Source organism: Christiangramia fulva, from assembly GCF_003024155.1.
Taxonomy (GTDB): domain Bacteria; phylum Bacteroidota; class Bacteroidia; order Flavobacteriales; family Flavobacteriaceae; genus Christiangramia; species Christiangramia fulva.
Window position 1 is genome coordinate 3119197 of the sequence record NZ_CP028136.1, and the last position, 14902, is coordinate 3134098.

Annotated in this window: 13 protein-coding genes; 9 read left to right on the forward strand and 4 right to left on the reverse strand. The window is 40.2% G+C overall.

The window, feature by feature from the left end; all coding sequences use genetic code 11:
• The first annotated feature begins 2 nt into the window (after positions 1 to 2).
• Complete coding sequence (locus C7S20_RS13870) at positions 3 to 752, forward strand: ZIP family metal transporter (protein ID WP_107013034.1); 750 nt, start codon at positions 3 to 5, stop codon at positions 750 to 752.
• A 20-nt stretch (positions 753 to 772) separates the two neighbouring features.
• On the opposite strand, the gene C7S20_RS13875 is transcribed toward C7S20_RS13870, so the two are convergent.
• Entirely contained in the window at positions 773 to 1333 is a 561-nt protein-coding gene (locus C7S20_RS13875; protein WP_107013035.1) for a hypothetical protein, read from the reverse strand.
• Positions 1334 to 1615: 282 nt separating this feature from the next.
• Here C7S20_RS13875 and C7S20_RS13880 point away from each other — a divergent pair, with 282 nt between their 5' ends.
• Positions 1616 to 1828: a hypothetical protein gene (locus C7S20_RS13880; protein ID WP_107013036.1), complete on the forward strand. Its 213-nt coding sequence runs from the start codon at positions 1616 to 1618 to the stop codon at positions 1826 to 1828.
• Between the two features lie 27 nt (positions 1829 to 1855).
• Here the strand turns inward: C7S20_RS13880 and treS are convergent, their stop codons facing one another.
• Positions 1856 to 5164: a maltose alpha-D-glucosyltransferase gene (gene treS / locus C7S20_RS13885; RefSeq protein ID WP_107013037.1), complete on the reverse strand. Its 3309-nt coding sequence runs from the start codon at positions 5162 to 5164 to the stop codon at positions 1856 to 1858.
• 187 nt (positions 5165 to 5351) lie between these two features.
• Here treS and ychF point away from each other — a divergent pair, with 187 nt between their 5' ends.
• From ychF to mscL, 5 genes are all read left to right on the forward strand, one after another.
• Positions 5352 to 6446: a redox-regulated ATPase YchF gene (gene ychF, locus C7S20_RS13890; protein WP_107013038.1), complete on the forward strand. Its 1095-nt coding sequence runs from the start codon at positions 5352 to 5354 to the stop codon at positions 6444 to 6446.
• 154 nt (positions 6447 to 6600) lie between these two features.
• Positions 6601 to 8463 carry a DNA topoisomerase IV subunit B gene (locus tag C7S20_RS13895; RefSeq protein ID WP_107013039.1) on the forward strand — a complete coding sequence of 621 codons (1863 nt, stop codon included), beginning with the start codon at positions 6601 to 6603 and terminating at the stop codon, positions 8461 to 8463.
• Positions 8460 to 8954 carry a hypothetical protein gene (locus C7S20_RS13900; RefSeq protein WP_107013040.1) on the forward strand — a complete coding sequence of 165 codons (495 nt, stop codon included), beginning with the start codon at positions 8460 to 8462 and terminating at the stop codon, positions 8952 to 8954. Before C7S20_RS13895 ends, C7S20_RS13900 begins: the two co-directional genes overlap by 4 nt.
• Positions 8954 to 11599 carry a DNA gyrase/topoisomerase IV subunit A gene (locus C7S20_RS13905; protein WP_107013041.1) on the forward strand — a complete coding sequence of 882 codons (2646 nt, stop codon included), beginning with the start codon at positions 8954 to 8956 and terminating at the stop codon, positions 11597 to 11599. The genes C7S20_RS13900 and C7S20_RS13905 overlap by 1 nt, the downstream gene beginning before the upstream one ends.
• Positions 11600 to 12046, forward strand: coding sequence for a large-conductance mechanosensitive channel protein MscL (gene mscL, locus C7S20_RS13910; RefSeq protein ID WP_107013042.1), 447 nt, complete (start codon positions 11600 to 11602; stop codon positions 12044 to 12046).
• Here the strand turns inward: mscL and C7S20_RS13915 are convergent.
• Entirely contained in the window at positions 12043 to 12423 is a 381-nt protein-coding gene (locus C7S20_RS13915) for a DNA topoisomerase IV (protein WP_107013043.1), read from the reverse strand. The two genes, mscL and C7S20_RS13915, sit on opposite strands and share 4 nt — an antisense overlap.
• Before the next feature lie 31 nt (positions 12424 to 12454).
• Positions 12455 to 12853, reverse strand: a complete 399-nt coding sequence (locus tag C7S20_RS13920; RefSeq protein WP_107013044.1) for a helix-turn-helix domain-containing protein — start codon at positions 12851 to 12853, stop codon at positions 12455 to 12457.
• A 280-nt stretch (positions 12854 to 13133) separates the two neighbouring features.
• Between C7S20_RS13920 and C7S20_RS13925 the strand changes: the two genes are divergently transcribed.
• Positions 13134 to 14306, forward strand: a complete 1173-nt coding sequence (locus tag C7S20_RS13925; RefSeq protein WP_107013045.1) for a M14 family zinc carboxypeptidase — start codon at positions 13134 to 13136, stop codon at positions 14304 to 14306.
• A gap of 72 nt (positions 14307 to 14378) precedes the next feature.
• The gene (locus C7S20_RS13930) at positions 14379 to 14858 is read left to right on the forward strand and encodes an Lrp/AsnC family transcriptional regulator (protein WP_107013046.1); all 480 of its coding nucleotides are present in this window, start codon (positions 14379 to 14381) and stop codon (positions 14856 to 14858) included.
• Positions 14859 to 14902 lie beyond the last annotated feature (44 nt).

Consider the following 14902-nt stretch of genomic DNA (forward strand, 5'->3'; position numbering starts at 1 on the left):
AAATGTCGCATTGGATAATAGCCGGTTTATGGGGATTATTTTCAGGGAGTTCTCTCGTAGTAGGTTCATTAATTGGATATTACATCAAACTTTCGCCACGCAAAATTGCCATTATAATGGGTTTTGGGGCCGGAGTTCTCATTTCGGCACTTTCTTTTGAATTGATGGAAGAAGCCTTTAAACAAAGCGGCCTTTGGGCTTCCTCCTTCGGATTCATCAGTGGTGCCCTGATTTATTTTGTTGCTAATTTCATTCTGGAAAAATTAGGTGCAAAACACCGTAAAAGATCCCGTCAACAACCTTCAGAAGAAGAAAATGAGGGAAGCGGCCTTGCTATAGCCATGGGAGCTTTGCTGGATGGCATTCCCGAATCTATGGCCATTGGGATAAGCATGCTTGGTGGCGGCACAATAAGCCTCGCAACCGTAATCGCTATTTTCATTTCCAATTTACCCGAAGGGCTTTCAAGTTCTTCAGGAATGAAAAATGCGGGAAGATCAAAAAAATTCATTTTTGGGATCTGGGGTGGCATCGCTATTATTTCAGGAATAGCGGCTATTTTGGGTTATACCGTATTTGGGCAGCTTTCCGCTACCATCACCGGAACAACTTTAGCGGTAGCCGCGGGAGCAATTCTAAATATGGTTTCGGCTACAATGATCCCTGAAGCTTTTGATAAAGGACATAATCTTATAGGAATTGTAACCGTGCTCGGATTTCTCGGTTCTTTTCTCCTGTCACATCTCGCGTGATTATCCCGAATTTAAAGAAATTAGCTTTTATTTTCAGCTTTTCGCATGCATTCATAGACCAAACCGGCAGCAGCGGCATAAACAGCATGATGAAAAACATCAATAGCTATCTGTTTAGCGCTCCATTTGGTAATAGGCTTACTTTCGGTTGCCGCGGGAAGCATGATTTGGGCTGTTCCCCAAATTCCGCCAAATAATGCCAGGTCGGCAGCGGCTCCGTGAACACCGGCAAGATCCATGGCTCCTCGAAAAACTCCCCAGCCAGTTCCATATCCAAAATGCATAAACTGAGAGAATCTTTCTTTATTTTCTTCCATATCCTGCCTGGTATTGGGAGTAGGTTTTCTGTCCTGGGTGAATTCTTTTTCTTGTTCCACTTTTGCTTTGCCTTTAGGCTCTACGCCAAGTACTTTTCCCCCTACCTTTACCGGAGCATCACTCATTTGCCTGCCGGTAATCTTCATTTCGATCATTTGTGAAATAGTAATAGCCACTGTTCCTGCAAAACCGGCAATCAAACCTTTTCCAATGGCACCTCCAGCTTTCGCCAGAGATCCAAAAACATCTTCATTCGTATCCATCTTTTTCAATTTTTAATCTTCCTATTTAATTTAAGGAATGCAGTCGAGTAGTACCTTTTAAGAGAAGTTTTTAACAAAAATTTATTAGCGTATTAAGATTTTAATCGCCGTGGCAAAAAAGAATAAGTTTTGGGGATAATTCCCTCAAAATGGGGAAAATTATGCCAATTTTTCTGAAGTTTATTTTTACTCATTTCCGGCCGTTTCTTATATCAGCAAAGGGATCAACAAGGTTTTAAACTAATTGGTGGATTATTTGATTTACCTGTTGAAAATAGAAGTATGAAAACCGATCCAACCGAAATTATCTATTTTTATCTGAGTAATGTATCTTCTGCAAGTGGAGTGATCTTACACCGGGAGAACTGTCATTATATTCTCAATCCCTTAACCCGGAAATACGCCGGTTTATTTCCGAATCAGCTAGTGGCTTTTCAAACCCTTAAACAAAAATACCCGCATTTGCAGTCATGCAGGTATTGTCTTCAGGAATAAGATTTATGCTGGAGTAGGGCTTTCAGCCTAAAGAAATTTATTATTGTAGTTAATAATTGCCTTTATTCCCCTAAGTGGAATGATCACCCATTCCGGCCGGTTATTGATCTCATAGCTCAATTCAAAAAGTGCTTTTTCGAGTAGAAAAGTGTGCATCAGAATTCTGAAATCTTCCGGATCATCAGGAATAAAATCGCTTTTTCCGGCTTTTTCGAGGTAACCTTTTATAAAGAGCCTGCTTGCATAATAATGCCAGGTTTCAGCCCATTCTTCCAGTTTCCCTTCCTTACGCTGCTGATCGAATTCCGGGGAGAGAATGCTGCTGTACGCTGCATAATGAATGGAGCGTATCATGGCCGCAAGATCGCGCATTGCCGATCTTCTTATCCTTCTTTCACTAAACGATTTTGAAGCGTCGCCTTCAAAACTATTTACGATAAATTCCCGCCCTGTCCAAAGCACCTGCTTTAGATGATAATCTCCATGAGTTCTAATTTTCATCACCGGGATCTTGTGATCATAAATGCGTTTAAAACATTTTAAGATACTACTTCGCATTCCCACCACCTCTTTGGCCTCCTCCTGGAACTCTTCGGGTAGATGCTTAATATTGCTTTTTAGATGTTGCAAAGTTGTACGGGTGAGCGTTTGCAGCCCGGAGTAGAGGGAGCGCTGGTAATGCAGTGAAAACTCTTCTTTGCTGAAATCAGGAACAGAATGGTCTTTGGAAAGCGCATTGTGCAGCCGTGCAGTAAATTCTCCCAGCTCATAAACCCGTTCCGGAAGGATAATACCCATTAATTCCTGCATATATTCTGGAAATTCCTCAAATCCCAGGGGCTGGGTAAGCTGAATATCATCTTCAGAACGTTCGATATTCTTAGACCTGGTAAGGACATTTTCAAAATACCGGTCTGCCGCATCTTTTATATGTATCCATGCCTCGCCCTGGTTTTCAGTTACCTGCTGAAGCATTCCCATGGAATAGGGTTTTATTCCTCTTTGGGTGAATTGCATCAATCCGCAGAATTTGGGAATATTGTCAAAATTTGTTTCTGTGGAAAGGAATTTTATGGTTTCCACATCGGGATTAAAGGTTTGATCGAGCTTTCTATAGAGTTTGAAATCATATTTATTGGCATACCTGAAAATAGTACGACGGTTTTCGGTGTCCAGTAAATCAGATTTCACATCTTCCTCAAGTTCTTCGAGGCTGTTTTTCCTGAGGTCGAACTCAAGACGGGATTTCGTTTTTGAAGGATTTCTGAAATTATCCAGTATAAAATCCCTGAATGCCGGGGCGTAAATCGCATCAAAGAGGAGGCCTTTCTTCTTACCTGTTTGAAGTTCAGCAATAATTCCTTTTTTTGGAATTTTGTTAACCAGCCTTTCATCTTCACAATCAGCAAAAGCTATGGGAAGCTGGTAAAGTTCAGGCAGTCCTTCATTGTATGTTACCTCGAGAATTAGGATCTGCGACGGCAGATCTTTTATTTTCAGATCTATGCTGTCTTTCACGATAATTTCCTGAAGGGTACGACCATAACTTTCAAACCACCGCCGATTATGAAGATAGGGTGGAAGAATTTTTGCCGATAGCTTCTGAACATTTCTGTTTTTTAGCAGACTGCTCCAGCTGTCAATTTTCAGTACGGGGATTTTTGTTTCTCCTTTTACACGTTCCCTTTCTTTTTCCAGGATAAACCAGTAATAACCATAAGGAGACATGGTAAATAAATAAGGTTTTTCGGTGATCTTCGGAAACTTATTGTGACTAAAAACCTCCACGGGAGTGTAGCCTTTATATTCTTCGAGATCTATTTCGGCAGGTTGGGAAAACCTTGAAAGGTTTGCCAGAACGAGAATTTGTTCGTCTTCATAACATCTTGTATAAGCGATGATCTTTGAATTTCCAGGGGTAAGGAATTTAATATCGCCACGGCCGAATGCCTTGTATTTTTTCCTCATTCCAATGATCCTTTTCATCCACCAAAGCAGGGAAGAAGAGATCATTTGCTGAGTTTCCACGTTAATCGATTCGTATTTATATTCGGGATCGATGATCAGAGGTAAATAAAGTTTCTGCGGATTGGCGAGTGAAAATCCGGCATTCCTGTCGGCAGTCCATTGCATGGGTGTTCTCACACCATCCCGGTCACCAAGATAAAAGTTATCACCCATTCCTATTTCATCACCATAATATACTATGGGAGTACCGGGCAGGGAGAATAAAAGCACATTCATCAGTTCTATCTTGCTCCGGTTGTTTTCGAGAAGTGGTGCCAGACGATGCCGAATTCCTACATTGATCTTTGCCTGCGGATCTTTGGTGTATACCTTATACATATAATCCCTTTCCTCATCGGTCACCATCTCGAGGGTAAGTTCATCATGATTCCTTAGAAAAATTCCCCACTGGCAGTTTTCAGGAATTTCCGGCGTCTGATCGATAATATCAATAATAGGGTAGCGGTCCTCCATTTTAAGAGCCATGAACATCCTGGGCATGATGGGAAAATGATAATTCATATGGCATTCGTCACCATCCCCGAAATACGCAGCCGAATCTTCTGGCCACATATTTGCTTCGGCTAACAGCAATTTATTATCATATTTCTTATCTACGTGAGCGCGAAGTTTTTTAAGAAATTCATGTGTTTGCGGAAGATTTTCACAGTTGGTATCCTCTCTTTCAAAAAGGTAAGGCACAGCATCGAGGCGGAAACCATCAACACCCATTTTCATCCAGAAATCAAGGATATTGAACACTTCCTGCTGAACTTTAGGATTATCAAAGTTCAGGTCCGGCTGATGGGAAAAGAACCTGTGCCAGTAATATGCCTGAGCTTCAGAATCCCAGCTCCAGTTGGAAGGTTCGGTATCGGTAAAAATGATCCTCGCATCTTTATATTTATGCGGATCTTCGCTCCAAACGTAATAATCCCTTTCATCCGATCCCGGTGGAGCTTTTCGCGCCCTCTGAAACCATGGATGCTGGTCTGAGGTGTGGTTAATTACCAGCTCGGTAATAACTTTAAGTCCGCGGTTATGTGCTTCCTTAACTAAATGCTGGAAATCTTTTAAATCGCCGTAAGAGGAATTTATTGAATAATAATCAGCGATATCATACCCGTCATCGCGCAGGGGTGAAGGATAAAAAGGAAGCAGCCAGATAGCTGTGACCCCAAGATCTTCGAGATAATCAAGCTTTTTTAACAGGCCTTCAAAATCACCAATCCCATCGCCATTGCTGTCGAAAAAAGCTTTTATATGAAGTTCATAAATAATGGCGTCTTTATACCAGAGCTGGTCATCGGGATTAGGAGAAATTGTCATAAAATTTTATTTCAGTGTTTTCAATTGAAGCTATCTTCCTAAATTATAAAATCTGAAACTGTGATCAGTTAAAAAAATACTAAACCATACGCGAATACCGCCGTTTTTCAATTAAAAGGCACAGAATGATATTAAATACAATTACGTATCTTTGCAGCCGCAAAAAAGCACCTAATAAAATAATTTTATGAAAGCAGGAATCGTAGGACTTCCAAACGTTGGGAAATCAACCCTTTTTAACTGTCTAAGCAACGCCAAAGCCCAAAGTGCAAATTTCCCTTTTTGCACCATTGAGCCAAATATTGGAGTTGTGAATGTTCCCGACCAGAGGTTGACCAAATTGGGTGAGCTCGTTAATCCTGAAAGAATCGTTCCCGCGACAGTAGAAATTGTTGATATCGCGGGCCTTGTAAAGGGAGCCAGTAAGGGTGAAGGTCTTGGAAACCAGTTTTTAGGAAATATCCGTGAGACCGATGCGATCCTGCATGTGCTAAGGTGTTTTGAGAATGACAATATTGTTCATGTTGATGGTTCTATCAATCCTATTAGGGATAAGGAAACGATCGATATGGAATTGCAGCTTAAAGATCTGGAAACGGTTGATAAGAAGCTGGAAAAGGTAAAACGTGCGGCAAAGACCGGAAATAAGGAGGCTCAGAAAGAAGAGACTGCTCTGTTAAAAGTGAAACAGGGGCTGGAAGAAGGAAAATCGGTTCGTGCGATAGACCTAACCGAAGATGAAAGGAAAGAATTCATAAAACCGCTTCAGTTTATTACCGATAAACCGGTGATGTATGTGTGTAATGTGGAAGAATCGTCAGCAGTTGCGGGAAATGCCCATGTTGAAAGAGTAAAAGAGGCGGTAAAAGACGAAAATGCTGAAGTTTTAGTGCTCGCCGTAGCTACAGAAGCTGATATCGCAGAACTTGAAGATTATGAAGAAAGACAGATGTTTCTTCAGGATATTGGCCTTGATGAAGCAGGTTCAGCAAAATTGATCAGAGGTGCTTATAATCTTCTAAACCTTCAAACCTATTTTACCGCGGGCGAAAAGGAAGTGCGTGCGTGGACCATAAAAGTGGGATCCAGTGCTCCGCAGGCAGCAGGAGTGATCCATACCGATTTCGAAAAAGGTTTTATTCGTGCTGAAGTGATTAGTTACGAAGATTATGTGAACTACGGCAGTGAGGCAAAAGTGAAAGAAGCGGGAAAAATGAGGGTTGAAGGCAAGGAGTATATTGTTAAAGATGGTGATATCATGCACTTCCGCTTTAATGTTTAGGAATTTGGAATTCAGAGAAACGAAGTAGAATTTTCGTAATTCTCATTGCGCAATTAACATTTCATCCTAAATCTTTGTTAATTACTTTCAGGCGATTCTGTTTCGGCTTCTTGGCTTAAATGCTATATTTAGGGCTACAACTCCAAGACTACTTATGAGCGAGAATACTAAATATACCGAAGAGAATATTCGGTCACTGGACTGGAAGGAACATATACGCATGCGTCCCGGGATGTATATCGGGAAACTTGGCGACGGTTCCAGCCAGGATGACGGAATTTATCTTCTGCTAAAAGAGGTTATCGATAACAGTATTGACGAATTTGTTATGGGTGCCGGGAAGACTATTGAGATCTCGGTACAGAATAACAGAGTGATCGTAAGAGACTTTGGCCGGGGGATCCCTCTGGGAAAGGTTGTGGATGTTGTCTCTAAAATGAATACCGGCGGGAAATACGATACCCGCGCCTTCAAAAAATCGGTAGGTCTAAACGGTGTTGGTACCAAAGCGGTGAACGCTCTTTCTTCTTATTTTCGTGTGGAATCCAGCCGTGACGGTAAAAGCCATGCCGCCGAATTTGAAACAGGAAATCTTACCGATGAGGAGCATCTTGAAGAAACTTCCCGAAGGAGGGGAACCAAGATCACTTTTGTTCCTGACGAGGCTATTTTCAAAAACTATAAGTTCAGGAATGAGTACATAGAAAAAATGCTCAAGAACTATGTTTATCTCAATCCCGGGCTGACCATAGTTTTTAATGGGGAAAAGTTCTATTCCGAAAACGGTTTAAAAGACCTTCTTCAGGATAGCATTAGTGAGGAAGATATGCTGTATCCCATTATTCACATGAGGGGGAATGATATCGAGGTGGCTATCACCCACAGTAAATCTCAATACAGTGAAGAATATCATTCGTTTGTAAACGGCCAAAATACCTCCCAGGGAGGAACCCATCTTTTAGCCTTCCGCGAGGCACTGGTAAAAACGATACGGGAACATTTCAATAAAAATTACGACGCGAGCGACATTCGTAAGTCGGTGGTTGCCGCGATTAGCATAAAAGTGATGGAGCCGGTTTTCGAAAGTCAAACGAAGACCAAACTTGGATCTACCGATATGGGAGGTGATCTTCCAACGGTAAGGACTTACATCAACGATTTTGTAAAAACGCAACTGGATAATTATCTTCATAAAAATCCGAATGTTGCCGAAAAGATTCAAAGAAAAATTTTACAGGCTGAAAGGGAACGTAAGGATCTTTCAGGTATTCGGAAATTAGCTCGTGAAAGGGCTAAAAAAGCCAGTCTGCATAATAAAAAACTAAGAGATTGCCGGGTACACCTTGGCGACAGCAAGCACGAACGTTCCCTTGAAACGACACTTTTTATCACCGAGGGTGATTCGGCGAGTGGTTCCATTACAAAAAGCCGGGACGTTGTTACCCAGGCCGTTTTCAGTTTAAAAGGAAAACCATTGAACTGCTACGGACTTACCAAGAAAATTGTTTACGAAAACGAGGAATTCAACCTTTTGCAGGCGGCTTTGAATATTGAAGAATCGCTGGAAGATCTTCGGTATAATAATATTGTGATCGCTACTGATGCCGACGTCGACGGAATGCATATTCGATTATTGCTGATCACTTTTTTCCTTCAGTTCTTTCCAGAATTGATCAAAGAAAATCACCTTTACATTCTGCAAACTCCTCTTTTCAGGGTAAGAAATAAAAAAGAAACGATCTATTGCTACAGCGAAATGGAGCGAAGGCAGGCGATCGAGAAACTTTCGGGAAAAGTTGAAATTACACGTTTCAAAGGGCTTGGTGAAATTTCTCCTGATGAATTCAAACATTTTATAGGTGACGATATACGTCTGGATCCGGTGATGCTTGATAAGGAAAAATCTATTGAAGAGATGCTGGAATTCTATATGGGAAAAAACACGCCCGATCGACAGGAGTTTATCATCGATAACCTCAAAGTTGAACTTGATCTTGTTGAACAACTGGGAATATGAGGTTTACAAACAGGAATGAAATAAAGGTTGTACCTTCTATTTATATCGTGCTGGTTGCCGTTTTTATAACCAATATCTTTGTAAATATCGAGGTTGCGCTGTCTTCAGATTCTGAACAGCATCTTACTTTTGGCCATATTCTGCCCAATATCGTAACCCTGGTTTTGGCACTTTATATCCACCGGATTGGGCAAACCTTCGATTTCGACAGCGATGGTGAAACATTAAATTTTAAGAATAACGGCGTTTTCTTTTCCAAATTCATGGAATACCGGGTGAAGAAAGCTGAATTTCCCAAACGTAAACTGGGGAAATTCAAATTTGTAGATTACGGAATTTATTCAGCATTAACCATTTACATTCGGTCCAGGAGGAAAAGAGGATTTCGGAAATATACTTTTAACACCACATTTCTAACCAGAAAAAAGAAAAAAGGTATGGTTAACGCACTTAATAAAGTGCTGGAAACCACCCCTAAAGTTACTGCCTAATGGAAGAACACCAAGAAGGAGCTCAGGAAGAGCAGTTTGAAAAAAAGGAAGAACTCATCCGGGTCACCGGGATGTACAAAGACTGGTTTCTTGATTATGCCTCATATGTGATCCTGGAAAGAGCTGTTCCCGCCATCGAAGATGGTTTCAAACCGGTTCAGCGCCGTATCATGCATTCCATGAAAGACCTTGATGACGGTCGCTATAATAAAGTTGCCAATATTGTGGGCCACACCATGCAGTATCACCCTCACGGAGATGCCAGTATTGGGGATGCGATGGTTCAGATTGGTCAAAAAGACCTGCTCATTGATACCCAGGGAAACTGGGGAAATATCCTAACCGGCGATCGTGCTGCCGCGCCTCGTTATATTGAAGCGAGACTTTCAAAATTCGCTCTGGAGGTGCTGTATAGTCCGAAGCTTACTGAATGGCAGCTTTCCTATGACGGACGAAAGAATGAACCGGTAAACCTTCCGGTAAAATTTCCATTGCTTTTGGCTCAGGGAGCTGAAGGGATTGCCGTGGGATTGAGCACCCGCGTTCTTCCGCATAATTTTCATGAGCTTATCGAGGCTTCGATCCTGCATTTAAGAGGAAAGAAATTCAAATTATTTCCCGATTTCCCAACGGGCGGGGTTGCCGATATTTCCAATTACAATGATGGCTTACGGGGCGGAAAAGTCAGAGTACGCGCCAAAATTAGTCAGTTGGACAAAAATACGCTGGTAATTAATGAAATTCCTTACGGGACAACCACTACGAGCCTCATTGATTCCATTCTGAAGGCAAACGACAAAGGAAAGATCAAGATCAAAAAGATCGAAGACAATACAGCAGCCGAAGTCGAAATTCTTATTCATCTGCCGTCAAGCATTTCTCCCGATAAGACCATCGATGCCCTTTTTGCATTTACGCAATGTGAAAATTCAATTTCTCCGCTGGGATGTGTGATTATTGATCATAAACCCATCTTCCTGGGAGTTTCTGAAATTTTACGAAGATCTACAGATCACACGCTGGAATTATTGAAGCGGGAACTGGAGATCAAACTGAATGAACTTGAGGAACAATGGCATTTCGCTTCCCTTGAGAGGATCTTTATTGAAAATCGCGTTTATCGTGAGATTGAAGAGGAAGAAACCTGGGAAGGAGTAATTCGCGCTATTGACGAGGGTTTGAAACCTTTTACCAAACATTTAAAACGCGAGGTAACTGAAGAAGATATCATTCGCCTGACCGAAATCAGGATCAAACGGATCTCCAAATTCGATATTGACAAAGCACAACAAAAAATAGAAGCCCTCGAAGGAGAAATCGCCCAGGTGAAGCATCATCTTGACAATATCGTAGATTTCGCTGTAGATTATTTCAAAAAACTGAAGAAAGATTACGGGCAGGATCGGGAGCGAAAAACAGAACTGAGGATTTTTGATGATATTGAAGCTACTAAGGTAGTCATCAGGAATACCAAACTCTACGTGAACCGCAAAGAAGGTTTTGTGGGCACTTCCCTGAAAAAAGAGGAATATGTAACCGATTGTTCCGATATCGATGATGTGATTTGTTTCACCGCCGATGGTACCATGATGGTCACAAAAGTCGATTCCAAGACTTTTATTGGAAAAGATATTATTCATGTTGCTATTTTCAAGAAAAAAGATAAGCGCACGATCTACAATATGATCTACCGTGATGGTAAAGGCGGAAATGTTTATGTAAAACGTTTTGCCGTGACCTCGATTACCAGGGATAGGGAATATGATCTTACGCAAGGGAAGAAAGATTCGAAAGTGCTTTATTTTTCTGCCAATCCAAATGGGGAGGCTGAGGTGGTCACTGTATTCCTTCGCCAGGTTGGAAGTATCAGAAAGGTAAAATTCGATCTGGATTTTGCTGAAGTTCTTATTAAAGGCCGAAACGTAAAAGGAAATATCGTTACAAAATATTCGGTAAAACGAATTGAGCTTAAAGAAGAAGGAGTCTCTACCTTAAAACCCAGGAGGATCTGGTTTGATGAAACCGTGAAAAGACTCAATGTAGATGAACGTGGAGAACTTTTAGGTGAATTCCGTGGGGAAGATCGTTTGCTGGTCATCACGCAAGATGGAGTGGCGAAAACCATAAAACCGGAATTAACCACCAGATTTGACGAAGAAATGGTAGTTCTTGAGAAATGGGTAAAAGACAAACCTATTTCCGCAATTTACTGGGAGCCTGAAAAGGAGCGTTATTATGTAAAGCGTTTCCTGATTGAAAATCCAGATAAGGAAGAGAAATTTATCAGTGAACATCCCGATTCATTTTTGGAGGTGATTTCTACCGATTATTATCCTGTTGCAGAAGTAGTTTATACAAAACCTAAAGGAAAAGAACGCCGGGAAAACGATGAAATTAACCTTGAAGAATTTATTTCAGTGAAAGGGATTAAAGCTCTTGGAAATCAATTAACTACTGAAAAAGTTAACCAAATTAATCTTCTGGATCCAATTCCTTATGAAGGACAAAACGAGGATGAAGAAGATACTGAAGACGAAACCGATTCAGAGAAAGACATTACGGCAGAAGATATCAAATCTGGAGAAATAAAAAAGGTAGATAAAAAGTCATCTTCAGATGGCCAACCTTCCTTATTTGACGAGTAAATGGGATTGCTAAAGGAATTTAAAGAATTTGCTGTTAAAGGCAATATGGTCGATATGGCCGTGGGGATCATCGTTGGTGCCGCCTTCAATTCAGTGGTAGATGCGCTGGTAAAGCAGGTGATCATGCCGCCTTTAAGCCTTTTAACAGGTGATATTCATTTTCCCGATAAAAAGATCATTTTAAGAGAAGCCGTTGGTGATCCAGGTGCCGCGAATTACGTTCAGGAAATAGCTGTTGGCTACGGAATTCTATTGCAAAACCTCATCAATTTTATTATTGTTGGATTTGTACTTTTTCTATTTATCAGGTTTATGAACCGGTTCAGGGCTAAATCCCAGGATCCGAAGAATGTTAAAGTAACTACTCCAAAAGACATTGAATTGCTTTCGAATTTAAGAGATTTAATGGAAGAGCAAAACAAGATCCTGAAAGAACGTCAGAATTAGTCTTTTTCTACTCTGGTAACCGAGCCTCTTGACTTCTGCGGGTCGCCCACAACACCGTATTCAAAGGTATATCCGTTTTTATTCGTGGTGAGAATTCGCATTTCTATGGCCTTCTCTTCAGCCATATTATCAGGATTTAAATTTCGGAGAATGTATTCGCAATCATTCACCCATCTCACTGAAGAAGTATCAATTTCTCCCTGGAATTCCTCAATTTCAATGGAATCGTTCCGAATAAAAGTTGAGGTTACCAGTTCCCCATTTATATAAGTTTCAAATTTGAAGGTCCCTGTATGGAAATCTTTGCAGTTTTTTTCAGGATTATAGCAGGAATAAACACTAAAAACCATCAGGAGTAGAAGAATGAGCTTTTTCATACCGCAAAATAATTCAATTTATTGCGGATTATCAATTTTCGAAGGCCTCAAAACTTCCATCTGTATAAAAAATAACAATTTTACTAATGGTTTTACCCCCTTCTGTTTTAGTTGGGTTCATTTCAGGCTTTATCCCGGGGATTTCCTGAGCAGGAATTGGAGGAGTTGTAGCGGCTGATTTTTCCTTTTCGGGAGATGCGGAGGAAGAAGGGAAGGAACCTTTTCCATTTAACAGCCAGTAGAGTTCTACCTCAGGAAATTTTTTCACGACCTTCATTACAAAATCCAAACTTGGTTTGTTCCTTCCTGAAATAATATGAGAAATAGAGGAGCGACCCACTTCAATTTCATCAGCGAATGCTGCAGCCGAAAGTTCATAATATTCCAGTATTTTCTGAAGTCTTTCCGCGAATTGTTCCGTGTTTACCATTGTGAATTTTCTAATCCTAACAGAATATTTACAAATGTAAATAATAAATAAGACTTGTCCTATTTACAATTGCAAATTCTTTGAAATAAACTCAATTTTTAATTGAGATAAACATTATTAATAAACTAAAAAACAGATATTTAAAACTACAAAACCTAAGGATAGGATAATTTCCAAGTCTGGTTAAGCTAAAGCCTCCACGCTCGTTTACAATTGTAGACATTTCGATTGAATTGACATGTTTACATTTGTAAAAAATACATTGTTTAGTTTTGTAAACATGAAAAAAAATCGGTTTCAGGATCTACTAAAAGATGAGTGGTATGAGGCAATTAAATTAGCTGAAATTTCAGGCAGGTATATCAACAATGATAATCTGAAAAAGCATCTCGATCATTTTTCTTCAGAAATAGATATTAAGGTAATTGGTAATTCGGTTGCAGGAGAACCTATAAGACTTTTTAAGATTGGTTCAGGTAAAAAGAAAATTCTCATGTGGTCGCAGATGCACGGCAATGAATCTACCACGACCAAAGCGGTGCTGGATTTGTGCAATGCCTTCATTAAGGAAATTGATCATGAAATCTTTCAGGAGATTTTATCCAAATGTTCCCTTTTTATTATTCCCATTCTTAATCCTGATGGAGCAAGGGCGTATACACGCGTAAATGCGAATCAGGTGGATCTAAATAGAGATATGCAAAAGCTGAGTCAGCCTGAAAGCAGCATTCTTAAAGATACCTACAATGAAATTTTACCTGATTTTTGTTTGAATTTGCATGATCAGCGTACTATTTTCAGTGCAGGCGCCAGGAGAAATCCCGCAACACTTTCTTTTTTAACTCCTTCTAAAGATCCGAAAAGAAGTATTGATGAATCCCGGAAAATAAGCATGGGACTGATTGCCGGGATTGCTACTGATCTTCGGGAAGATCTGCCAGGTATGATTGGCAGGTACGACGATGCCTTTAATATTAATTGTGCGGGCGATACCTTTCAAAGCCTTTCAACGCCAACTTTACTCTTTGAAGCCGGGCATTTTCCCGGTGATTATCAGCGCGAGAAAACCCGCAAATATGTATTTAAAGCCCTGATTTCTGCCTTGTACCGTATTTCATCTTTTACAGAGAAAGATATTTCAGATGATTTCGAAGATTATTTTTCAATTCCTGAAAATAAGAAGCTTTTTAAGGATATTATCATCAGGGAAGCGCAGGTGGAAGGGGAGATAGTAGATGTTGCGATTCATTATTCTGAAAAGCTAGTGAAAGGAAAAATAGAATTCGAGCCAATATTGGAAAAAAAGGCGTCTTTCATCTCTGGATTTGGCCATAGAGAGATCATGGCAAATAAAGAAGAATTAAAGATTCCTGGATTATCTGCACCTCTCGAAAACGTTGTAGTTAATAAAATTATCTTAAAAAATGAAGAATTGGTGTTTAAAGAAGGCTAATTCTCCAATTATTTGACAATAATTCAATGAATTTGTATTATTTTTGAACTTCATTAAAACCGAAGTTTCAAAATGGCCAAGTTTAAATTAGACGAAACAGATCATCAGATTCTCGATATGCTCATCGAGAATACCAGGACGCCCTTTACAGATATTGCTAAAAAATTGCTTATCTCTGCCGGAACAGTTCACGTTCGGGTAAAAAAAATGGAAGAGGCCGGAATTATTATTGGCTCTTCACTAACCCTCGATTATAAAAAATTAGGTTACGCTTTTATTGCCTATGTAGGCGTCTTCCTTAAAAATACTTCCCAGACAAAATTCGTTCTGGAAAGGATCAATGAGATTCCATTTGTTACTGTAGCACATGTCACTACGGGAAAATTTAATGTTTTCTGTAAGATAAGGGCTCGTAATACGCAGCATGCCAAGGAAATAATTTTCCAGCTGGATGATATTGAAGGGGTATATCGAACCGAAACAATGATTTCTTTAGAAGAAAGCATCAATGATAAGAAACGGCTGATGCACTCCATTTTCAAGGATCTGTAACAGTACTAAACTTATATTAAAGGCCCTTTAGACTGTTGCGTTTA